The following is a 19,375-nucleotide window of genomic DNA, read 5'->3' as shown; positions in this document are numbered from 1 at the left end:
CCTTGCTGGTCATGGCCACGCGCGTGGTGGTCTCGGGCTGGCGGGCGACGTTGTGGCTGGTCGTCGGCCTGGGCGTGATCGGGTTCGCCGGGGTGGCGGCGCTCGTGCCCGACGTCAGGGTCACCGTGTCGGGGCGGCTCGGCGAGCGGTTCGCGCCGCTGGCCGACCGGCGGGTGCTGGTGGTGCTGGTCACCCAGCTGCTGATGTTCGGCGCCGGGTTCACCGCCTACACCTACATCGGGTCGCTGTTCGACCTGCCGCTGCCGGCCGTGTTGTGGGCGTGGGGGCTCGGCGGCATCGTGGGCAACCAGCTCGGCGGGCGCCTCACCGACTCCTACGGGCCGCGCCGGATGGTGCTGTTCACCCTGCTCACCTACCCCCGGGCGGTGGCGATCTCGTCGAGCGGGAGCGTGCCCGTCAGGTAGCGCTGGACGTTGGGCGCGGTCAGGGCCGCGACCTGGCGGGCGGGCAGCGAGGCCAGCGGGTCGAGCCTGAGCATGTAGCGGATCATGGCCAGGCCGAGGAGCTGCGAGGCCGCCAGCAGCGCGCGGACCTCGGGATGCGCGCCGGGCAGCAGGCGGGCGATCGGGGCGAGCAGCTCCCGGCCCAGCAGCTCCTTCAGCAGCGCGGCCGTCGCCGGGGTGGCGGCGGCCGCGTGCAGCACGGCCGAGAGCCGGGGGCCGTGCTCCGGGTGCTCCCACAGCTCCAGGTAGCGGGTCACCAGCCGCTCGCCGATGCCCGACGTGTCGCCGTCGAGGGCGCCGACCAGCAGCGCGACCGGCATGCTTGCCTTGATCGCGGCCTCGAACAGGCCGTCCTTGTTGCCGAAGAAGTGCATCACCAGCGCCGGATCGACGCCCGCGGCCCGCGCCACGGCCCTGATCGTGGTGCCGCCGTAGCCGTGGGCGCCGAAGGACTCGATCGCCGCCTCCAGGATCTCGTGCCTGGTCTGCGGGTTCCCCGGTCGCCTTCCGCGTTCCTCGGCCATGGGGCTATTCAACCACGTGGAATTCATCTACCCTCAAATTCAACATCGATGAACTCATCAGGTGGTGAAAAATGCGCAGGATCATTGGCGTCGTCATCGGGGTCGCCCTGCTGGGGATGCTCTTCGCCGGGTCGTTCCTCGGGGCCTTCCACGCGCCAGAACCGCACGGCGTCCCCGTCGCCGTCGTCGCGCCGGCCGAGCAGGTCGGGCAGCTCCAGAGCGGCATCGACGGGCGGCGGGCGGGGGCGTTCGAGCTGAGGGCGTACGGCTCGGCCGGCGCCGCGCGGGCCGCGCTGCTGGACAGGGAGGTCGACGCCGTGCTCGTCCCGAGGGAGGGCAGGCTGGTGGTGGCGAGCGCGGGCGGCCGCACCGGGGCCACGGTGATCACCGCGGCCTTCCAGGGATCCGCGCAGGCGCAGGGCCGCACCCTGAAGGTCGAGGACGCCGTGCCGCTGCCGCCCGGTGACGCCGGCGGCATCTCCGGCATGTTCTACGTGCTCAGCGTGATCCTGCCGGGGATCGCGCTGCCCGTCCTGCTCGCCCGGGTCGCGCCGGGGCTCGGGCTGGCGGCACGGGCCGGCGTCCTGGCGGCGGGCTCGGTGGTGGCGGGCACGGCGAACGCGTGGCTGGCCGACGTCGTGTTCGGCGCGTTGCCGGGCAGGTTCGGCCCGCTGGTGGCGGTCTCGGCGGGCATCGCGCTGGCGGTCGGCCTGGTGGTCGCCGGGCTGGTCAAGGTCATCGGCACGCCGGGCGTCGGGGTGGCGGCGCTGCTGTTCATCCCGATCGGGCTGCCGGCGAGCGGCGGGCCGCTCGGCGCCCGCTACATCCCCGAGTGGTACGCCGCCGTCGGCCGCGTCCTGCCCGTCGGCCCGGCGGCCGAGGCGGTGCGCAACACCGTGTTCTTCGGCGGCGCCGCCCTGTGGACGCCGATCGGGGTGCTGACCCTGTGGGCGCTGCTCGGCCTGGTCCTGCTCGCCCTGCCGGGACGCCGGGCGCAGGCGGTCCCCGCCGTCCCGCGCACGCCGGTGGCGGCCTGATCTTCTCCGCCTCGGAGGTGACCTCCGGTCGCCCAGCAGGCGGACGACGGGTGGCGGCGGCGGCACGTACCGTCGCCGGCATGTTCAGGAATCAGGTGACCTTCCGCCGCGTCGCGGCGGGCACGCTGCTCATCGTGGCCCCGCTCCTCCAGACCGTGGCCGTCGTCCTCGACCCCGGCACGTGGGGCGACTCCCGCGAGGCGGTCAGCTACGGCGACAACCCCGCGCTCGCCCAGGCCGAGTCGGCGCTCTACCACTGGAGCTGGCTGCTGATGGCCCTGGCGGCCCTCGGCCTGGTGCACCTCACCAGACGCCGGGCCACGGTGCTCGGGCACATCGCGGGCGCGGCGACGGTCGTCGGCTACATCTCGATGTCCGCCCTGCTGATGATGGACCCCGTCGAGTGGTGGCTGGGCCGGCACAACCCGCCGGACCAGGCGCAGAAGATCCTCGACGAGATGCTGAACCTGCCCGGAGTGATCTTCGGCTTCCAGATCCCGTGGATGTTCTTCGGGCTGCTCGGCCTGCCGCTGCTGGTGACCGCCGTGTGGCGGACCGGGTTCGTCGGCTGGTGGGTGCCGCTGCTGGTCTTCGTCGGGTACGTCGTCTCCTTCCCCGTCGAGTACGGCCCCCTGACCGTGCTGTTCTGGGCGCTGCCCGTCGCCGGCCTCGGCTGGACCGGCCTGAAGATCCTGCGCATGGGCGACGAGGCGTGGGCGGCCCACTACCCCTCGCCCGCCCTCGACCGGACGGCCGTCCCGGCCTAGGCCGGGATCCAGTTCAGGGTGACCGCCAGGATGACGAAGAAGCCCAGAAGGATGCGGTAGATCACGAACGCGGTGAAGCGGTGGGTGCTGATGTACTTCAGGAACCAGGCCACCGCCGCGTAGCCGACGGCGAACGAGATCAGCGTCGCCAGGATGGTGGGCCCCCAGGCGGGGGCCTGGTGCTCGCCGATGTCCTTCAGCTCGAACGCGCCGGAGGCCAGGACGGCGGGGACGGCCAGCAGGAACGAGTATTTGGCGGCGTCCTCGCGGCGGTAGTCGAGCAGCAGGCCCGCCGTGATCGTGCCGCCCGAGCGGGAGACGCCCGGGATGAGGGCCAGCGCCTGCGCGAAGCCGTAGACGACGGCGTGGGTGAAGCTGAGGTGCTTCTCCAGCGTGAGCTTGTTGCGCGCGGTGCGGTCGGCGAACCACAGGATGCAGCCGAAGACGATCAGCGTCGTGCCGACCACCCGCAGGTCGCGGAAGACGGTCTCGATCTGGTCCTTGAACGCCAGGCCGAGCACGCCGATCGGGAGCGTGCCGACGATGACGTACCAGCCCATGCGCGCGGCCCAGTGGCCGCGCAGTTCCCTGTCCCACAGGGAGCGGACCCAGGTGGAGACGATCTCCCACAGCTCCTTGCGGAAGTAGATGAGCACCGCGGCCTCGGTGCCGAGCTGGATGACCGCCGTGAAGGCCGCCCCCGGGTCCTGCCAGCCGAAGAAGGCCGAGACCACACGGATGTGGGCGCTGGAGGAGATCGGCAGGAACTCCGTGAGCCCCTGGACGAGCCCCAGCACCACCGCTTCGAGCCAGCCGATCACGACTACACCTTCCGGTTACGGGAGTGACCAGGGTGAGGTTAGCGGAAACGGAGGCCGCGCAGTTGCCCGCCCAGCAGGTTGAGCAGGCCGGGTGAGGGCCGGCCGGAGCCGGCCCGCTCTCAGCGTCCGGCCCACACCGTCGCGTTGGCCGCGGCGTAGTCGGCGAAGTCGCGGGCCGGACGGCCGAGCGCCTCCCGGACGCCGTCCGCCAGGTGGGCGTTGCGGCCGTCCAGCACCTCGGTGAACAGCCCGGTCAGGCCCTCGGCCTCCCCGATCGGCACGCCCGCCGCCACCGCCCCGGCCACGTACTCCTGCGGCGTGACCTGGATCGAGGTGATCGTGCGGCCCGTGGCCCGCGACAGCTCGGCCGCCGCGTCGGCGAACGTCAGCAGCCTCGGGCCGGTCAGCTCGTACAGGCGGCCCGCGTGCCCGTCCTGGGTGAGGGCGGCCACGGCCACGTCGGCGATGTCGTCGGCGTCCACGAACGGCTCGGGCACGTCGGCCACCGGGATCGCCAGCACGCCGTCGAGGACCTGGTCGAAGAGGAAGCCCTCGCTGAAGTTCTGCATGAACCAGCCGCAGCGGACGATCGTCCAGTCGAGGCCGGAGTCCCGCACGGTCCGCTCGCTCGCCTCGGCGCCCGGCTCGCCCCGGCCCGACAGCAGCACCAGCCGCCGCACCCCGGCCTCCGCGGCGAGCCGGGTGAGCTCCCGGACGTCCTCGTACGCGCCGGGCAGCGCCAGGTCGGGGTAGTAGGACACGTACACGGCCTCGACGCCGTCGAGCGCGGCCGCCCAGGTGGAGCGGTCCGCCCAGTCGAAGGACGGGCCGGCCGAACGGGAGCCGATCCGCACGGGAAGGCCGAGAGAGGTGAGCCGGTCGGCGACACGGCGGCCGGTCTTACCGGTTCCGCCCAGAACCAAAATCGTCATGCATCTAGTAAGCCGTCATACCGATAAGACTCTCCATGGTTGAGAAGCGCGTTGCCATATGCGATCGTCTAGCCCATGGATCAGCTCGCGGCATTGCTCGACGGACCGAGAGCGCGGAGCGCCTTCCTGCTCCGGTCGATCCTCGACCCGCCGTGGTCGATGCGCATCCAGGACGAGGCCCCGCTCACGCTCGTGGCGCTGGTGTCCGGTGAGGCGTGGGTGCTGCCGGACAAGGGCGAGCCGGCCCGCCTCGACCCCGGCCGGGTGGCCATCCTGCGGGGGCCGGAGCCGTACGTGGTGGCCGACGCCCCCGGCACCGCGCCGCAGATCGTCATCCACCCCGGCCAGCGCTGCACCACCGTCGACGGCGAGTCGCTGTACCAGTCGATGGACCTCGGCGTGCGCACCTGGGGTAACGACGCCGAGGGCGGCACCGTGCTGATCACCGGCACGTACACGATGGAGGGCGAGGTCAGCAGGCGGCTGCTGGACGCGCTGCCCCCGCTGCTCGTGCAGCCCGGCGGCCCGATCATCTCGCTGCTCGGCGCCGAGATCGTCAAGGACGACCCCGGCCAGTCCGCGGTGCTCGACCGGCTGCTCGACCTGCTGCTGATCGCGGTGCTGCGGTCGTGGTTCGCCACCCACGAGGCGCCCGCCTGGTACCGCGCGATGGGCGACCCGATCGTGGGCAGGGCCATGCGGATGTTGCACAACAACCCCGCCCATCCCTGGACGGTCGCCGCGCTCGCCGCCGAGGTGGGGGTCTCCAGGGCGGCGCTGGCCAGGCGGTTCACCGACCTGGTCGGAGAGCCGCCGATGTCCTTCCTCACCGACTGGCGCCTGGCGCTCGCCGCCGACCTGCTGCGCGAGCCCGACGCCACGATCGGCTCGGTGGCCAGGAGGGTCGGCTACGGCAGCCCGTTCGCGCTCAGCGCGGCCTTCAAGCGCGTACGCGGGGTCAGCCCCCAGGAACACCGGACCGGAGCGGTGAGGTGAAACCGCTCCTGCTGCTCGACGTCGACGGCGTGCTCAACCCGATGGGCATCCCCACGTCCGACTACCGGCGTTACCGCTGCACGATCGGCACCGAGGTCTACACCGTGCACCTCGACCCCCGGCACGGCCGCAGGCTCCTCGACCTGGCCCTGTCCACGGGCGCCGAGCTGGTCTGGGCCACCACCTGGGAGCACCACGCCAACGAGTGGATCGCCCCCAGGATCGGCCTGCCCGCGCTCCCGGTCATCACCATGGACCACGACCGGCCCCGGACCGAGCACGGCGAGATGTTCAAGACGCCGCACGTCGCCGCGTACGCCGGGCGGCGGCCGTTCGTGTGGTTCGACGACCAGGTGTGGGCGCAGGACGAGGAGTACCTCAGGGTGCATCAGGGTCTGGAGAATTTCCTCTTGATCCACGTCGACCCCAGACATGGACTGACCAGGGAACATCTGGGCATGGCACATGAGTGGCTGACCCTTACAGGGTTTTCTCAGGGTCCCTAGCGGGATATCGGCGGCACTGCTGTCCGTTTTACCGGTAGGTCATCACGACACGGAGGAACAGCATGTACCGCTCAAGGGAGCACAGGATTCTGGCCGGCGTCTGCGGCGGGCTCGCCGACAAGATGGGCCTGCCCCCCACTCTCGTCCGGATCCTCTGGTTGCTGCTCTCGCTCATCCCGGGGCCGCTCTGGGTGGTCTACGTCGCCATGTGGATCCTCATCCCGGAGGAGCCGAGGGGCTACTCCCACTGACGCGTCCGCCGAACCACCGCGTGAGCGCGGCCGGCCCGGTAGCGCTCGGCCTGCCTGGCCGCGTCGGAGAAGCGGGACAACCAGGTCGCCCCGGTGATCCCGGGCGCGGCGTCCCCGAGGTGCCGGCGCACGCTCGCCGAGAACTCCTCGATCGTCACGGGCGCGTCCCTGTCCTTGTGCACCCGGCCGTAGTCGACGGTCAGGATCCTGGTCGAGCCGTCGGGCCGGACGAACGGCCACTGGAACAGGCCGTGGCCGGTGCGGACCCAGCCGGTCGGCGTGCCGCCGGTGACCGTGACGTCCCCGACGTAGGCGGCCAGGGTGGCGGGGGTGCCGGGGAAGGCGATCCCGGCCAGCCTGCGCACCGCGCTCCGGCCGCCGTCGCAGCGGCCCCGCCGTGCCGCTCGACGCGCGGCCGGAGGAGGACCCCGACGGCGACTTCGAGTTCGGGCTGCGTGCGCTGGTGTCCGGGATGCGTCTTATCCTCGAAGGATGAGGGCAAGGCCGCTGACACTCGTCCAGGACGATCTCGTCGACTACGACACGGCGATGGAGCGCATGACCGACCTCGTCGGGCAGCGCCAGCGGGACGAACGGCCGGACACGCTCTGGCTGCTCAGCCACCCGCCGGTCTACACCGTCGGCCGGCGCACCCCGGCCGAGCACCTGCCCGACCCCTCGCGCGGCATCCCCGTGCTGGAGACCGGGCGCGGCGGGCAGCTCACCTACCACGGTCCCGGCCAGCTCGTCGGCTATCTCATCGTCAAGCTCGGCGACGACCAGGGCATCGTCGACTACGTGCGCGAGGTGGAGCTGCGCCTGGTCGAGGCGCTGGGCAAGCTCGGCCTGCCCGCCGAGCGGCGCGACACCCCGCCGGGCTCGGAGCTGCTGACCGGCGTCTGGACGTCCGCGACCGGCCGCAAGATCATCTCGATCGGCATGCGCCAGAGCAGAGGCGTCACCAGCCACGGGTTCGCGCTCAACGTCGACGGCGACCTCACGCCCTGGAACTGGGCGGTGGCCTGCGGCATGCCCGACGTGGACATGACCTCGCTCAAGCGCGAGCTGGGCGACATCACCATGGACAACGTGCGGGCGGCCGTCGCCGCCGCCTTCGAGGCGTCCTGACCCGTCAGCGGGGGGTGGTCAGCCCGGCCACGACCATGTGCTTGAGCAGGTCGTAGCTCTCGTCGAGCAGCTCGGGCAGGCCGAACGCGCCCGACGCCTCCAGCACCGCGAACCCGTGTGCCGCCGCGCGCAGGCAGCGGGCCGCGTGGATCGCGTCGGAGCCGGCCCGCCCGTAGCCGCGCAGTGCCGCGAGCATGATGCCCATCAGGCGCTCGCCCGCCGCCCGCATGCCGGGGTGCGGCTGCTGGATGACCATCGCGTAGCGGTGCGGGTGGCGGGTGACGTAGGCGCGCCAGGCGTCCATGAGCGCGCCGACGGCCTCCTCGCGCGAAAGGCCCAGCACCGCCTGGCCCAGTTCGTCGGAGATCTCGTCGGCGATCCGCACCGACAGCAGCTCGCGCAGCTCGGCCAGGTTGCGCACGTGCTTGTACAGCGAGGGCGTCGCGACCCCGGCCCGGGCCGCCAGGGCCGAGAGCGTCAGGGCCTCGGGGCCGTTCTCGTCCACCAGGCTCACCGCCAGGCCGATCACGGCGTCCTGGGACAGCGCCGCCCTAGCCACGCACGGGCTCCTTGACGAACGACAGCACCGCGGCGGCCACCTGCGCCGGGAACTGGGCGTGCGGGTAGTGGCCCGCGCCCTCGATCATGGCGACCCGGCCGCGCCCGGCGGGCATGGCGGCCACGATGCCCTCCGCCTCGGCGCGCGGGTCGGCCCAGTCGGGGTCGAGCGTGCCCATCACGACCAGCACGTCACGGGTCAGGTCGGGAAGCCTGGCCCCGGCGTCGGTGGGGGCGGACTGGCCCATCTTGGAGACCACGGCCATCCGGCCGGGCCGGCGCAGGTCTGCTTCGAGCGCCGCGATGTACTCGGCGTGGTCGGCGGGCTTGACGCCGGGCATGGCGTGGTCGAGGTACTTCTTCCACAGCCCGAGGCTGCGCAGGAGCGCCGTGCCGAGCAGCAGCATGACCCCCTTGCGGTGGCGGGCGTTGCGCAGCAGGCCACCGCCGTCGATCTTCTGGGCCCGGGTGAACGGGCCGATCTCCACCACGGAGCTGACCAGCTCGGGCGCCTGCGCGGCGGCGATCGTGACGGCCCCGCCCGCGAACGAGTGGCCCACCAGGATCGCGGGGCCGCCCAGGTGGCGGACCAGCGCGAGGATGTCGCCCGCGACGTCGGTGCGGGTGTAGGAGGGCCAGTCGCGGCTGGACTCGCCGTGACCGCGCAGGTCGGTGGTCGCCACCCGGAAACCCGCCGCCACCAGCTCCGGCACCAGGAATCTGAACGCCCGCCGCCCGTTGCCCATGCCGGGCGTCAGCACCACCAGCGGCCCTTCGCCGGTCACGTCGTAGGCGAGCTGTCCGTCTTCGACCTTCAGGAACTCAGTCATGCCCAACCCCTTCGGCTAACTCTTATAGCCCTAAAGCTAAACTCTTTAGCCAATGGCTGTCAACACCGAAAGGCGGGCACGGCTGGACCAGCCGTGCCCGCCCGCCGAGGGGAGAGTCAGGGGGTCGGGACCTCGTCGATCGTGCGGCGCGGGCCGGTGAACCAGTGCCTGGCCGACAGGGCCCACCACAACCAGATGCCGATCAGCACGACCCCGACCGCGATCGGCGCGTAGTTGACCGACGTCCACGTGAAGTCCTTGTTGCCCGGCACGCCGGCCGGTGAGAACGGCATGATGAAGTAGATCGACACGATGACGATCTCGACGCAGGCGATCCAGCCCAGCACCCGGTACTTGCGGCCCAGCGTCCACGGGCCGGGCCTGAAGGCGTCGCCCATGCGCAGGCGCAGCCAGATCGGGATGAGGAAGGCCAGGTAGAGGCCGATGACCGCGATCGACACGACGGCGTAGAAGGCGACCGGGGTCGTCGAGCCGGCCGGGGCGTACAGGGCGGGCAGGGTGATCAGGGCGGCGATGAGGCAGCCGGCGAGGATCGCGTTGACCGGGGTGCGGTTGCGGTCCACCTTCGACCACAGCCGCCATCCGGGCACCGCGCCGTCGCGCGAGAACGCGTACGTCATGCGCGACATCGAGGTCACGCAGCTCATCCCGCAGAAGAACTGGCCGATCGTGGAGATCGCGAAGATCGCCGTGGCCAGCGGGGAGGAGAGCGCGGTCTCGAAGATGGCGCCGACGAAGCCGGACTGCTTGTTGATCTCGTCCACGTTCGTCGCGGCGAACAGGAAGGCCAGCAGCAGGATCCAGCCGCCGATCGCCGAGTAGAAGATCGACTGCCACAGGCCGCGGGCGGCCGTCCTGGCGGCGCCCTGCGTCTCCTCCGACACGTGGGCGCAGGCGTCGAACCCGGTGATCGTGTACTGGGTGAGCAGGAAGCCGAGCGGGAGCACGTACAGCCAGAAGGGCAGGCCGCCGTCGCCGTCGCCGAAGCCGGAGTTGTTGATCGTGCCGCCGAACACGAAGCCGAGCGACTGGTGGTCGGACGGCGCGAAGACCAGGATCGCGACGATGACGACCGCGCCCGCGACGTGCCACCACACGCTGATGTTCTGCAGCAGCGAGATGAGCCGGTGGCTGAAGATGTTGATGAGCGCGTGCAGGATGAGGATGATCACGAACAGCAGGAACGCCTGGGGGAGCGTGCCCTCCCAGGCGCCGCCGGTCAGGCGGCTGATCGTGATGTTGAGGAACGTGGCGCAGCCGTAGTCGACCGACGCGGTGACCGCGATGAGGCCGATCAGGTTGAGCCAGCCGGTGAACCAGCCGTGGATCGGCTTGCCCATGGTGGCGGCCCACCAGTAGATGCCGCCCGCCGTCGGGAACGCCGAGACCAGCTCCGACATGCAGAAACCGATGATCAGGATGAACGCGGAGATCAGCGGCCAGCCCCACGAGATGGCGATGGGGCCGCCGTTGTTCCAGGCCTGCCCGAAGGTCGTGAAGCAGCCGGCGAGGATCGAGATGATGGAGAAGGAGATCGCGAAGTTGGAGAAGCCGCTCCAGGTCCGGGCCAGCTCCTGCTTGTAGCCGAGCTCGGCGAGTCGCCTGGAATCCTCTTCGAGTGACATGAGGTCTCCCTGGGGGGCGCGGAGGACGCTCTGTTTGGTCTAGGTCTAGACCATTTCTCCCCGTGGGACAAGGCGTGACAGATGAGTTTCGATGTGGTCAGGAATGAACGTGTCCCGCCGGGCCGACGTCCAGCACGACCTTGCCGGTGAGCGTGCGGTCGAGCTGGGCCGCGGCGGCCTCCTCCAGGCGTTCCCACGGCACGCGCCGGCCGATCTCGACGGACAGATTCCCCGCCGCGACCAGGCCGAGCAGGAAGGCCAGGTCGGGGCCGGGGGAGTCGGCGTCGCCGAACGAGCTCATGGATCGGGCCGGGCCGAGGGAGAAGGTCGAGCCGGGCGGGAAGACGGCCGGCTGCCCGCAGGCCCAGCCGACGCTCTGGAGGTCGCCGCCCGGCTTGAGCAGGCCCCATGCCGCCACCAGGGTCGGGCCGCCGACCACCTCGATGACGACGTCCACAGGGGCCACGCCGTCCAGGCCGGTCACGACCTCCACGCCCGCGCCGAGGGCCAGGTCGCGGGCGCGGTCCGGGCTGCTCACCGAGGCGACGACGTGCGCCCCGGCCAGCCGGGCGAGCTGCGCGGCGAGCCTGCCCACCGACCCCGACGCCCCCGTCACGAGCACGCGCGAACCGAGGGAGACGCCGGCGGCGCGCACTGAGCGCAGCGCGGTCAGGCCGGACATCGGCAGGGCCCCGGCCACCGCCAGGTCCACCCCGTCGGGCACCACGGCGAGCGCATCGGTGTCGAACGCCGCCCGCTCCGCCCACGCCCCCGCCCCGAACGCCGCCACCCGCGTGCCCTCGGCCGGGCCCGTGCCGTCCGCGGCGGGGCGCAGCACCACCCCGGCGGCGTCGTAGCCGAGGACCGTGCCCTCCGGCAGGCGGTCCATGTGCCGCAGCTCGCTGAAGTTGACCGACGTCCGGTGCACCTCGACGAGCGCCTGCCCGGCCCCCGGAACGGGCCCGGGAACGTCGGCGAGCCGCCCCACGGCCCCGGGGCCGACCACCAATGCGCGCATGAAGAGTCCTCTCGCAACCATGCGGACCGACGGTCCGCTTCGTTGCCGGGATACTATGGGGACCGACAGTCCGCTTGCAAGGGAGGGGCCGTGGTGCGATCAGACGCGACCCGCAACAGGGAGGCGATCCTGCGGGCCGCCGAAGAGCTCCTGGCCGCCCACGGCGCCGAGCACATCTCGCTCGACCGGGTGGCCGCGGCGGCGGGGGTGGGCAAGGGCACGCTGTTCCGCCGCTTCGGCAGCAGGACCGGCCTGTTCCAGGAGCTGCTGGCCGAGCGGGCCGCCGCCCTGGCCGAGGCCATCGAGTCGCCCGGTTCGCCGCTCGGCCCGGGTGCGCCGCCCCGGGATCGGCTGCTGGCGTTCCTGGACGAGCTGGCCGGGCTGGCCGAGCGCAACCTGGCGCTGTTCGCCGCGCACGAACGGGCCTGCGCGGCCGACAAATACCACGACCCCACCTATCTGCGCTGGCACGCCCACGTGACGGCGCTGGTCGCGGCGGCGGCGCCGGGGCTCGACGCCGGGTTCGCCGCGCACACCCTCCTGGCCTCCTTCGACGCCGACCTCGCCCGGCACGTCATGGCCGAGGGCGGGGCCGACCGGCTCAGGGCCTCGGTGCGCGGCGTCGCCGAGGCCCTGCTGCGCGGCTGAGGGGCCACCGAGGGGCTGAGGTCGCCGAGAAGGCCCGACGAAAGGTTGACGTGGTCGCGGGGCAGCTTCGGGTCGCTAGGCCGAGAAGGCGTCCGTCGCGGCCTGGCAGAAGGCCTTGAGGTCGTCCGGCTTGCGGCTGGTGACCAGGGTGTTCGGGCCGTCCGTGCAGACCACGACCTCCTGGTCCTTCCAGGTCGCGCCCGCGTTGCGCAGGTCGGTCCGGAGGCTCGGCCAGGACGTGAGCGTACGCCCGCGGACGACGTCCGCCTCGACCAGCGTCCAGGGGGCGTGGCAGATGGCGGCCACCGGCTTGCCGGCGTCGAAGAAGGCGCGCGCGAACCGGACGGCCTCCGGCGCCGTACGCAGGAAGTCGGGGTTGGCGACACCGCCGGGGAGCAGCAGGGCGTCGAAGTCGCCGGGGTCGGCGTCGTCCACCGTGGCGTCCACGGCGAAGGTGTCGGCCTTGTCCAGATGGTTGAACGCCTGGATCCGCCCCGAGGACGTGGAGACCAGCCGGGGCGTGCCGCCGGCCTGCTTGACCGCCTTCCACGGCTCGGTGAGCTCCACCTGCTCGACCCCTTCCGGAGCGACCAGGAACGCGATGGTCTTGCCGTTCAACATGACGGTCCCCTTCGTTTTCCTCCCCCCTATCCGGACGATCAGGAAGTATGCGTACTTACCCCCACGGGGTATAGAGTGGCCGCGAAGCCGGGAGAAGTGAGGAGTTCGGACATGGTGATCACCGCGTACCAGGTCGAGGGCATGACCTGTGGCCACTGCGTCGGCTCGGTGCGGGCCGAGGTCGGCAAGGTCGAGGGCGTCCAGGTCGTCGAGGTGGACCTCGCGGCCAAGGAGATGGTCGTGACCAGCAGCGCGCCGATCGACCCGGCCGTCATCGAGTCGGCCGTGGTCGAGGCCGGCTACGAGCTGGGCGGCGGCAGGGAGTTGCTGCCGCAGGCCGGGTCGTGCTGCGGCTCGGGCGGCTGCCACTGACCCTTCAGGGCGATCGGCTGACCCCTCAGGGTGATCGGCGCCGGGAGCTCAACAGGGTGTGCGCGGCACAGGCGGTGGCCGCGCCGACGGCGTACCAGAGCAGGTCGGGCGGGTTGAAGGTGCTGCCCAGCAGTGGCCGCAGGACTGCCGGCATCTCGCCGAGCTGGGCGAACTCGATCGCCCAGCTCAGCCCGCCCGACCCCACCGCGGCCACCCAGGGCCGCACGCGCGGCAGGGCCAGGACGACGAGCGCGTAGATCAGTACGGTGTAGAGCGCGTCACCCGCGTATTTGGGCACGGGCCCGTCCCACAGCAGCCGGACGCCGAGACCGGCCACGACGGTCGCGACGGCGGCGAGGAGAACGGGCAGGCGGGGCACCCGATCACGGTAGTACCAAGGCTACTGAAAATTTACACCGCAAAAGGAAACGAGAATGAAACAATTTTCCGCCACTCGTTGACACGCGGTCTCCGTATGGTGTGCCTTCGTCTACACAGGAAATCCCCCGCCTGAAGGTGAGGCATCATGAGGAAATGGTTCGCACGCCTGGCTGTGCTGGGCGTCGCGCTGTTAGTGGCCGGCCAAGGAGCCACGGCGGCCCAGGCCCAGGAACCTGCGGCGGGGAAGAAGATCCTTCGCGTCGGCGCCACCCAGGCGATGGACTCCATGAACCCGTTCCTGGCGGTCCGGCTGGTCTCCACCGCGATCCAGCGCACGATGTACGGCTTCCTCACCGTCCCTGACTCCAAGACGCTCCAGCCCAGCCCCGACCTGGCCGAGTCGTGGACGACGTCCGACGACGGGCTCACGTGGACGTTCAAGATCCGTAACACCAAGTGGTCCGACGGCCAGCCGGTGACGGCCGAGGACGCCGCCTGGACGTTCAACAAGATGATGACGGACGAGGCGGCCAAGACGGCCAACGGGCCCGCCGTGGAGAACTTCGAGACCGTCACCGCCAACGGCCAGGACCTGGTCATCAAGACCAAGGCCCCGCAGGCGTCCATGCTGGAGAACCCGGTCCCGATCATGCCCAAGCATGTGTGGGAGAAGGTCACCGACATGGCCAACTACGAGGCGGAGACGTACCCGACCGTCGGCAGCGGCCCGTACATCGCGGTCGAGCACAAGAAGGACCAGTACGTCAAGCTTCAGGCCAACCCCAACTACTGGCGGGGCAAGCCGAAGGTCGACGAACTCCAGTTCATCTTCTACGACAACCCGCAGGCCGCCATCGCCGGGCTCAAGAAGGGCGACATCGACCTGCTCGGCCGTATGACGCCGCCGGAGTTCCAGGCCATCGAGAACGACGCGAACATCGAGGCGTGGAACACCCAGGGCCGCCGGGCCGCTTACCTGCAGATCAACCACGGCGCCACCACCACCGACAACAAGCCCATCGGCGACGGCCACCCGGCGCTGAAGGACCCGAAGGTGCGCCAGGCGATCCACTACGCCATCGACAAGCAGAAGCTGGTCGACGAGGTGCAGGGCGGTCTGGCCAAGCCGGCCGACGGCTCGATCATCCCGCCCATGTTCAAGGACTTCTTCTGGGAGGCCACGGGCGAGGAGAAGGTCACCTACGACGTGGCCAAGGCGAACAAGATCCTCGACGACGCCGGCTACAAGAAGGGCGCCGACGGCGTCCGCACGATGCCCGACGGCAAGCGCAAGCTGGAGTTCCGCTTCAGCATCCACACCGACACGCCGGTCGAGGACAAGCTCGCCGAGTACCTGACCGGCTTCTTCAAGGAGGTCGGCATCACGCTGACCACCCAGAAGCTCGACTCCAGCAAGTTCACCGAGGAGACCGGCGTCACGGCGCTGTTCGACATCGCGATCAGCGGCTGGTCGGTCAACCCCGACCCCGAGGAGATCCTGGCCACCCACCTGTGCAGCCGCAGGCCGGCGCCGGGCGGCGAGGGCGGCGGCACCGAGTCGTTCTACTGCGACCCGACCTTCGAGAAGCTCTACCAGGAGCAGCTCAAGGAGCTCGACCGCCCCAAGCGCGCCGAGCTCATCAAGCAGATGGAGCAGCGGCTCTACACCGACGCCCCCGTGATCGCGATCTACTACCCCAACGACCTTGAGGGTTACCGCAAGGACCGGATCACCAGCATCACCCCGATCCCCGAGGACAAGGGCCTGCTGTACGGCGGCAGCGGCTACTGGCCGTTCTACACGGCCGACGTCAAGGCGAGCGCGGCGGGCGGCTCCGGCGCGGGCGGCGACTCCGGCTCCAACACCGGTCTCATCGTCGGCGTGGTCGGCGGCGTGGTCGTCATCGGCCTCGTGGCCTTCTTCCTGACCAGGCGGCGCAAGAGCGTCGCGGACGAGCGCGAATGACAACACCGCTCGAAGCAGCAGAGCCCGCCGCCGTCCAGGCGGCGGGCCCTGGTGAGGACCGCCCCGCTCGCCACGGCACGCTGAAGTACGCGTTGTCGAAGGCAGGCGGGGCGCTGTTCAGCATCGCCGCGGTGATCGTCGGGACGTTCTTCGTCTTCCGCCTGCTGCCCGGAGATCCGGTGCGGAACCTGGCGCAGGGCCGCAACATGACCCCGGCGCAGCTCGACATGGAACGTCACCGGCTCGGGCTCGACAAGCCGGTGCTCGACCAGTTCTTCGACTTCGTCGGCAAGACGCTCAGGCTCGACCTGGGCACGTCGTACGAGTACAAGCGGCCGGTGCTCGACCTCATCGGCGAGCGCATCGGCCCGACGCTGCTGCTGGCCGGGACCGGTCTGGTCATCGCGGTCAGCCTGGGCCTCTGGCAGGGCACCAGGGCGGGCTGGCAGCGGGGGAGCCGGTTCGACCGCTTCTCCACCGGTTTGTCGCTGGTGCTGTGGTCGGTGCCGACGTTCTGGCTCGGCCTGCTGCTGATGATGGTGCTCGGCGTCGGCATCGGCCCGATCCCCGGCATCTTGCCCTTCCGCGGCATCGAGAGCGTCGACGCGCCCGACGGGTTCGCGTACGTGCTCGACGTGGCCTCGCACATGGTGCTGCCGTGCCTGACCCTCGTGGCCGTGATCTACGCCCAGTACCTCCTGGTCATGAGGTCGTCGCTGCTGGAGGAGGTCAGCCAGGACTACATCACCGTGGCCCGCGCCAAGGGCCTGCGCGACGACGAGGTACGCCGCCGCCACGCGGTGCCCAACGCCCTGCTGCCCACGGTGACGCTGGTCTTCATGCGCATCGGCTTCGTGGTCGGCGGCGCGGTCACCGTGGAGACGATCTACACCTGGCCCGGCCTCGGGCAGCTGTTCTACCGGGCCGTCCGGGTCCCCGACTTCACGCTCATGCAGGGCACGTTCATGCTCATCACCGTGGCCGTGATCCTCATGAACACGCTGGCCGACGTGCTCTACCACGTTCTCGACCCGAGGGTGAGGTCGGCATGACGAGTGTCGCTGCCACGCGCAGGCGGCAGGCGCTGAGCAACTTCTGGACCGACTTCCGCCGGCATCGCGCGGGGGTGACCGGGACGGTCATCCTGCTGGTCGCGGTGGTGCTCGCGCTGATCGCGCCGCTGTTCATCGACGAGGGCGTGACGAGCGTCATCGACGCGCCGGGCAAGGAGTTCGACGCCCCCAGCCTGGCCTTCCCCTTCGGCACCGACGAGTCGGGCCGGTCGATCCTGCTGATGATCTGGTGGGGGTCGCGCGCCTCGCTGCTCATCGGCTTCCTCGCCGCGCTGCTCAGCATCGTGATCGGCATGGTCATCGGCATCGCCGCCGGGCACTTCGGCGGCTGGGTCGGCGGCGCGCTGATGCGGGTCACCGACTGGTTCCTGGTGCTGCCCTCGCTGGTGACCGCGCTGGTGCTGGCGGCGATCCTCGGCGGCAGCACGTTCACCATCATCATGGCGATCGGGGTCACCACCTGGCCGTCCACGGCCCGGCTGATCAGGGCCCAGACCTTCGCCGTCGAGGCCCGGCCCTACATCGAACGTTCCAAGGCGCTCGGCGGCGGCCACTGGCACATCACCACCCGGCACGTGCTGCCCAACGTGGCGCCGCTGCTGCTGGCCAGCACGACGCTGGAGGTGGCCAGCGCGATCGTCACCGAGTCCACGCTGGCCTTCCTCGGCGCCAGCGCGAACAAGACCTCGTGGGGCACCATGCTGCGCGGCTCCTACGACTACGGCGCGGCCAACGAGGGCGCGTGGTGGTACATCATCCTCCCCGGTCTGGCCATCCTCGTGGTCGTCATGGCGTTCACCCTGGTGGGCCGGGCGCTGGAGGCCGTGCTGAACCCAAGGCTCAGGAGGGCGGCATGAGTCTCCTCGAACTGGACGACCTGTCGGTGACCTACCGCATCGCGTCGGGCGAGGTGCCCGCGGTGCGCGGCGTGTCGCTGACCCTCGACTCCGGAGCGGCACTCGGAGTCGCCGGCGAGTCGGGGTCCGGCAAGTCGACGCTGGCCATGGCGCTGCTCAGGCTCCTGCCCAAGAGCACGCGCGTCGGCGGCCGGATCCTGCTCGACGGCGACGACGTCCTCGCCATGAAGTGGGGGCGCATGCGGGCCGTGCGCTGGGCCGAGGCCTCGATCGTGTTCCAGGGCGCGCAGCACGGACTCAACCCCGTGCGCAGGATCGGCGAGCAGATCGCCGAGCCGCTGCTCGTTCACGGCCTGGCCAAGCCGGACGGCGCCCGCAAGCGCGTCGGCGAGCTGCTCGAACAGGTCGGCCTGCCCGCCTGGCGGGCCCGCAGCTACCCGCACGAGCTGTCCGGCGGTCAGCGTCAGCGCGTGATGATCGCGATGGCGCTGGCCTGCTCGCCGCGCCTGATCATCGCCGACGAGCCGACCACCGCGCTCGACGTGATGGTCCAGGCGCAGGTCCTGACGCTGATCAAGGAGCTGATCGCCGAGCACGGCATCTCCCTGATCATGATCTCGCACGACCTGTCGGTCCTGGCCGACGTCTGCGACCAGCTCGCGGTCATGTACGCCGGCCGCGTGGTCGAGCACGGCCCCTCCCGCGAGGTGTTCCACGACGCCCGGCACCCCTACAGCCGGGCCCTGGCGGCCGCGTTCCCGACCGTGGGCGACCCGGTCTCGCGGCTGGCCCCCAAGGGGCTCGGCGGCGACCCGCCGGACCCGATGCAGCTCCCGACCGGCTGCGCGTTCCACCCGCGCTGCCCGGTCGCGCTGGAGGAATGCGCGGCTCTCGACGTCGAGCTGTGGCCCGCCGGTCCCCGCCACGCCGCCGCCTGCGTGCACGTACGTTCCAAGGAGGAGGTCGAGGCTTCATGACCGAGACGCAGACCGCCGCCGAGACCGTCTCGACGGGCAAGGGCGCGCTGCTGGAGGCCCGTGACCTGCACGTCGCGTTCTCCTCCCGGGGCCGCAGCGCCCGCGCCGTCGACGGCGTCAACCTGGCGATCGGCCAGGGCGAGATCGTGGCCCTGGTCGGCGAGTCGGGCTGCGGCAAGACCACCCTGGCCCGCACGCTGCTCGGCCTCGAACGCCCCACGTCCGGCGAGGTCCGCTTCGACGGTTCCCCGCTGCACTACGGCTCCAGGGCGCTCAAGTCCTACCGCCGACAGGTCCAGCTCGTCCTCCAGGACCCGATGGGGTCGCTCAACCCCCGCCAGACCGTCTACGAGGCGGTCGCCGAGGGGCCGCGCATCCACGGCCTGCCCGACGAGGAGGAGATCGTGGCCTCGGCCCTGTCCAGGGCCGGGCTGCGACCGCCCGAGCGCTTCTTCCTGCGTTACCCGCACGAGCTGTCCGGCGGGCAGCGGCAGCGGGTCGTGATCGCCGGCGCGCTCGCGCTGAACCCGAAGGTGCTGATCGCCGACGAGCCCGTGGCCTCGCTCGACGCCTCCGTACGCGGCGAGATCCTGGCGCTGATGCTCAAGCTGAAGGCCGATCTCGGCCTGTCGGCCCTGGTCGTCACCCATGACCTCGGCCTGGCCTGGAACATCGCCGACCGGGTCGCGGTCATGTACCTGGGCCGGATCGTCGAGTCCGGGCCGGTCGAGCAGGTGCTGACGGCGCCGCGGCATCCGTACACGCAGGCGCTGATGTCGGTGCTGCCGGAGTCGCCCGAGCGGATCGTGCTGACCGGCGAGCCGCCGGACCCGACCAGGGTGCCGGGTGGCTGCCGGTTCCATCCCCGCTGCCACGTGCTCGCCTCCGGCGGGGCGGCGGAGGCGGGCGTGGACGCGGCCTGCCGGTCGCAGGCGCTGAGCATCCTGCCCGCGGTTCCCGATGCCCAGGCCGCCTGCCACTACGCGGCGGTCACCGGGTAGG

The 19,375-nt window shown here is 71.2% G+C and carries 23 protein-coding genes and 1 pseudogene; 14 read left to right on the top strand and 10 right to left on the bottom strand.

Going from position 1 to position 19,375, the window contains the following annotated elements:
- Positions 1-11 precede the first annotated feature (11 nt).
- Complete coding sequence (locus ACIHAD_RS29530; protein ID WP_397357891.1) at positions 12-425, top strand: MFS transporter; 414 nt, start codon at positions 12-14, stop codon at positions 423-425.
- On the opposite strand, the gene ACIHAD_RS29525 is transcribed toward ACIHAD_RS29530, so the two are convergent.
- Positions 374-988, bottom strand: coding sequence for a TetR family transcriptional regulator (locus ACIHAD_RS29525; RefSeq protein ID WP_397357890.1), 615 nt, complete (start codon positions 986-988; stop codon positions 374-376). The genes ACIHAD_RS29530 and ACIHAD_RS29525 overlap by 52 nt on opposite strands.
- 71 nt (positions 989-1,059) lie before the next feature.
- Between ACIHAD_RS29525 and ACIHAD_RS29520 the strand changes: the two genes are divergently transcribed.
- Entirely contained in the window at positions 1,060-2,025 is a 966-nt protein-coding gene (locus ACIHAD_RS29520) for a hypothetical protein (RefSeq protein ID WP_397357889.1), read from the top strand.
- 80 nt (positions 2,026-2,105) lie between these two features.
- Entirely contained in the window at positions 2,106-2,792 is a 687-nt protein-coding gene (locus ACIHAD_RS29515) for a hypothetical protein (RefSeq protein WP_397357888.1), read from the top strand.
- On the opposite strand, the gene ACIHAD_RS29510 is transcribed toward ACIHAD_RS29515, so the two are convergent.
- Together ACIHAD_RS29510 and ACIHAD_RS29505 are read right to left on the bottom strand one after the other, a co-directional pair.
- A complete protein-coding gene (locus ACIHAD_RS29510; RefSeq protein ID WP_357706357.1) occupies positions 2,789-3,613 on the bottom strand; it encodes an undecaprenyl-diphosphate phosphatase in 825 nt (274 codons plus the stop codon). The two genes, ACIHAD_RS29515 and ACIHAD_RS29510, sit on opposite strands and share 4 nt — an antisense overlap.
- Positions 3,614-3,732: 119 nt before the next feature.
- The gene (locus tag ACIHAD_RS29505) at positions 3,733-4,545 is read right to left on the bottom strand and encodes an NmrA family NAD(P)-binding protein (RefSeq protein ID WP_397357887.1); all 813 of its coding nucleotides are present in this window, start codon (positions 4,543-4,545) and stop codon (positions 3,733-3,735) included.
- Between the two features lie 75 nt (positions 4,546-4,620).
- Between ACIHAD_RS29505 and ACIHAD_RS29500 the strand changes: the two genes are divergently transcribed.
- The 3 genes from ACIHAD_RS29500 to ACIHAD_RS29490 all read left to right on the top strand — a co-directional run bounded on the left by ACIHAD_RS29500 (position 4,621) and on the right by ACIHAD_RS29490 (position 6,298).
- A complete protein-coding gene (locus tag ACIHAD_RS29500; protein WP_397357886.1) occupies positions 4,621-5,541 on the top strand; it encodes an AraC family transcriptional regulator in 921 nt (306 codons plus the stop codon).
- Positions 5,538-6,047: an HAD domain-containing protein gene (locus ACIHAD_RS29495; protein WP_397357885.1), complete on the top strand. Its 510-nt coding sequence runs from the start codon at positions 5,538-5,540 to the stop codon at positions 6,045-6,047. Before ACIHAD_RS29500 ends, ACIHAD_RS29495 begins: the two co-directional genes overlap by 4 nt.
- 62 nt (positions 6,048-6,109) lie before the next feature.
- A complete protein-coding gene (locus tag ACIHAD_RS29490) occupies positions 6,110-6,298 on the top strand; it encodes a PspC domain-containing protein (RefSeq protein WP_352355709.1) in 189 nt (62 codons plus the stop codon).
- Here ACIHAD_RS29490 and ACIHAD_RS29485 read toward each other — a convergent pair.
- Positions 6,286-6,672: pseudogene (locus ACIHAD_RS29485) on the bottom strand (FAD-dependent monooxygenase); the annotation flags it as partial. The gene ACIHAD_RS29490 and the pseudogene ACIHAD_RS29485 sit on opposite strands and share 13 nt — an antisense overlap.
- A gap of 118 nt (positions 6,673-6,790) precedes the next feature.
- Here ACIHAD_RS29485 and lipB point away from each other — a divergent pair.
- A complete protein-coding gene (gene lipB, locus ACIHAD_RS29480; protein WP_397357884.1) occupies positions 6,791-7,426 on the top strand; it encodes a lipoyl(octanoyl) transferase LipB in 636 nt (211 codons plus the stop codon).
- A 4-nt stretch (positions 7,427-7,430) separates the two neighbouring features.
- On the opposite strand, the gene ACIHAD_RS29475 is transcribed toward lipB, so the two are convergent.
- The 4 genes from ACIHAD_RS29475 to ACIHAD_RS29460 form a co-directional block, all read right to left on the bottom strand.
- Positions 7,431-7,985 (bottom strand): TetR/AcrR family transcriptional regulator, encoded by a 555-nt coding sequence (locus tag ACIHAD_RS29475; protein ID WP_397357883.1) that lies wholly within the window; start codon positions 7,983-7,985, stop codon positions 7,431-7,433.
- Positions 7,978-8,814: an alpha/beta fold hydrolase gene (locus ACIHAD_RS29470; RefSeq protein ID WP_397357882.1), complete on the bottom strand. Its 837-nt coding sequence runs from the start codon at positions 8,812-8,814 to the stop codon at positions 7,978-7,980. The genes ACIHAD_RS29475 and ACIHAD_RS29470 overlap by 8 nt, the downstream gene beginning before the upstream one ends.
- Positions 8,815-8,930: 116 nt before the next feature.
- Positions 8,931-10,460: an amino acid permease gene (locus ACIHAD_RS29465; protein ID WP_397357881.1), complete on the bottom strand. Its 1,530-nt coding sequence runs from the start codon at positions 10,458-10,460 to the stop codon at positions 8,931-8,933.
- Between the two features lie 97 nt (positions 10,461-10,557).
- On the bottom strand, positions 10,558-11,478 hold the full coding sequence (locus ACIHAD_RS29460; protein WP_397357880.1) for a zinc-binding dehydrogenase: 921 nt from the start codon (positions 11,476-11,478) through the stop codon (positions 10,558-10,560).
- Between the two features lie 90 nt (positions 11,479-11,568).
- On the opposite strand from ACIHAD_RS29460, the gene ACIHAD_RS29455 reads away from it, so the two are divergent.
- Positions 11,569-12,126 carry a TetR/AcrR family transcriptional regulator gene (locus ACIHAD_RS29455; RefSeq protein ID WP_397357879.1) on the top strand — a complete coding sequence of 186 codons (558 nt, stop codon included), beginning with the start codon at positions 11,569-11,571 and terminating at the stop codon, positions 12,124-12,126.
- 75 nt (positions 12,127-12,201) lie between these two features.
- On the opposite strand, the gene ACIHAD_RS29450 is transcribed toward ACIHAD_RS29455, so the two are convergent.
- Positions 12,202-12,747: a type 1 glutamine amidotransferase domain-containing protein gene (locus tag ACIHAD_RS29450; protein WP_397357878.1), complete on the bottom strand. Its 546-nt coding sequence runs from the start codon at positions 12,745-12,747 to the stop codon at positions 12,202-12,204.
- A gap of 111 nt (positions 12,748-12,858) precedes the next feature.
- Between ACIHAD_RS29450 and ACIHAD_RS29445 the strand changes: the two genes are divergently transcribed.
- Complete coding sequence (locus ACIHAD_RS29445; RefSeq protein ID WP_397357877.1) at positions 12,859-13,119, top strand: heavy-metal-associated domain-containing protein; 261 nt, start codon at positions 12,859-12,861, stop codon at positions 13,117-13,119.
- Between the two features lie 25 nt (positions 13,120-13,144).
- Here the strand turns inward: ACIHAD_RS29445 and ACIHAD_RS29440 are convergent, their stop codons facing one another.
- Entirely contained in the window at positions 13,145-13,498 is a 354-nt protein-coding gene (locus tag ACIHAD_RS29440) for a DUF2809 domain-containing protein (protein ID WP_397357876.1), read from the bottom strand.
- 147 nt (positions 13,499-13,645) lie between these two features.
- Between ACIHAD_RS29440 and ACIHAD_RS29435 the strand changes: the two genes are divergently transcribed.
- The 5 genes from ACIHAD_RS29435 to ACIHAD_RS29415 are packed head-to-tail and all read left to right on the top strand — an operon-like array spanning position 13,646 to position 19,374.
- Positions 13,646-15,466 carry an ABC transporter substrate-binding protein gene (locus ACIHAD_RS29435; RefSeq protein ID WP_397357875.1) on the top strand — a complete coding sequence of 607 codons (1,821 nt, stop codon included), beginning with the start codon at positions 13,646-13,648 and terminating at the stop codon, positions 15,464-15,466.
- Positions 15,463-16,518, top strand: coding sequence for an ABC transporter permease (locus tag ACIHAD_RS29430; protein WP_397357874.1), 1,056 nt, complete (start codon positions 15,463-15,465; stop codon positions 16,516-16,518). Before ACIHAD_RS29435 ends, ACIHAD_RS29430 begins: the two co-directional genes overlap by 4 nt.
- Positions 16,515-17,396, top strand: coding sequence for an ABC transporter permease (locus ACIHAD_RS29425; protein WP_397357873.1), 882 nt, complete (start codon positions 16,515-16,517; stop codon positions 17,394-17,396). The genes ACIHAD_RS29430 and ACIHAD_RS29425 overlap by 4 nt, the downstream gene beginning before the upstream one ends.
- Positions 17,393-18,373, top strand: coding sequence for an ABC transporter ATP-binding protein (locus ACIHAD_RS29420; RefSeq protein WP_397357872.1), 981 nt, complete (start codon positions 17,393-17,395; stop codon positions 18,371-18,373). The genes ACIHAD_RS29425 and ACIHAD_RS29420 overlap by 4 nt, the downstream gene beginning before the upstream one ends.
- Entirely contained in the window at positions 18,370-19,374 is a 1,005-nt protein-coding gene (locus ACIHAD_RS29415; RefSeq protein WP_397357871.1) for an ABC transporter ATP-binding protein, read from the top strand. Before ACIHAD_RS29420 ends, ACIHAD_RS29415 begins: the two co-directional genes overlap by 4 nt.
- The last annotated feature ends 1 nt before the right edge of the window (position 19,375 follow it).

The sequence above is a fragment of the Nonomuraea sp. NPDC052265 genome (assembly GCF_044547985.1).
GTDB lineage: Bacteria > Actinomycetota > Actinomycetes > Streptosporangiales > Streptosporangiaceae > Nonomuraea.
The sequence above is the reverse complement of the archived record's forward strand: the minus strand, read 5'-3'. Positions and strand labels throughout refer to the sequence as shown.

Coding starts and splice junctions, on each gene's coding strand:
- ACIHAD_RS29530 (WP_397357891.1), top strand. CDS start 12: ATGGCCACGCGCGTGGTGGTCTCGGGCTGGCGGGCGACGTTGTGGCTG.
- ACIHAD_RS29525 (WP_397357890.1), bottom strand. CDS start 988: ATGGCCGAGGAACGCGGAAGGCGACCGGGGAACCCGCAGACCAGGCAC.
- ACIHAD_RS29520 (WP_397357889.1), top strand. CDS start 1,060: ATGCGCAGGATCATTGGCGTCGTCATCGGGGTCGCCCTGCTGGGGATG.
- ACIHAD_RS29515 (WP_397357888.1), top strand. CDS start 2,106: ATGTTCAGGAATCAGGTGACCTTCCGCCGCGTCGCGGCGGGCACGCTG.
- ACIHAD_RS29505 (WP_397357887.1), bottom strand. CDS start 4,545: ATGACGATTTTGGTTCTGGGCGGAACCGGTAAGACCGGCCGCCGTGTC.
- ACIHAD_RS29500 (WP_397357886.1), top strand. CDS start 4,621: ATGGATCAGCTCGCGGCATTGCTCGACGGACCGAGAGCGCGGAGCGCC.
- ACIHAD_RS29490 (WP_352355709.1), top strand. CDS start 6,110: ATGTACCGCTCAAGGGAGCACAGGATTCTGGCCGGCGTCTGCGGCGGG.
- lipB (WP_397357884.1), top strand. CDS start 6,791: ATGAGGGCAAGGCCGCTGACACTCGTCCAGGACGATCTCGTCGACTAC.
- ACIHAD_RS29470 (WP_397357882.1), bottom strand. CDS start 8,814: ATGACTGAGTTCCTGAAGGTCGAAGACGGACAGCTCGCCTACGACGTG.
- ACIHAD_RS29465 (WP_397357881.1), bottom strand. CDS start 10,460: ATGTCACTCGAAGAGGATTCCAGGCGACTCGCCGAGCTCGGCTACAAG.
- ACIHAD_RS29460 (WP_397357880.1), bottom strand. CDS start 11,478: ATGCGCGCATTGGTGGTCGGCCCCGGGGCCGTGGGGCGGCTCGCCGAC.
- ACIHAD_RS29450 (WP_397357878.1), bottom strand. CDS start 12,747: ATGTTGAACGGCAAGACCATCGCGTTCCTGGTCGCTCCGGAAGGGGTC.
- ACIHAD_RS29445 (WP_397357877.1), top strand. CDS start 12,859: ATGGTGATCACCGCGTACCAGGTCGAGGGCATGACCTGTGGCCACTGC.
- ACIHAD_RS29435 (WP_397357875.1), top strand. CDS start 13,646: ATGAGGAAATGGTTCGCACGCCTGGCTGTGCTGGGCGTCGCGCTGTTA.
- ACIHAD_RS29430 (WP_397357874.1), top strand. CDS start 15,463: ATGACAACACCGCTCGAAGCAGCAGAGCCCGCCGCCGTCCAGGCGGCG.
- ACIHAD_RS29425 (WP_397357873.1), top strand. CDS start 16,515: ATGACGAGTGTCGCTGCCACGCGCAGGCGGCAGGCGCTGAGCAACTTC.
- ACIHAD_RS29420 (WP_397357872.1), top strand. CDS start 17,393: ATGAGTCTCCTCGAACTGGACGACCTGTCGGTGACCTACCGCATCGCG.
- ACIHAD_RS29415 (WP_397357871.1), top strand. CDS start 18,370: ATGACCGAGACGCAGACCGCCGCCGAGACCGTCTCGACGGGCAAGGGC.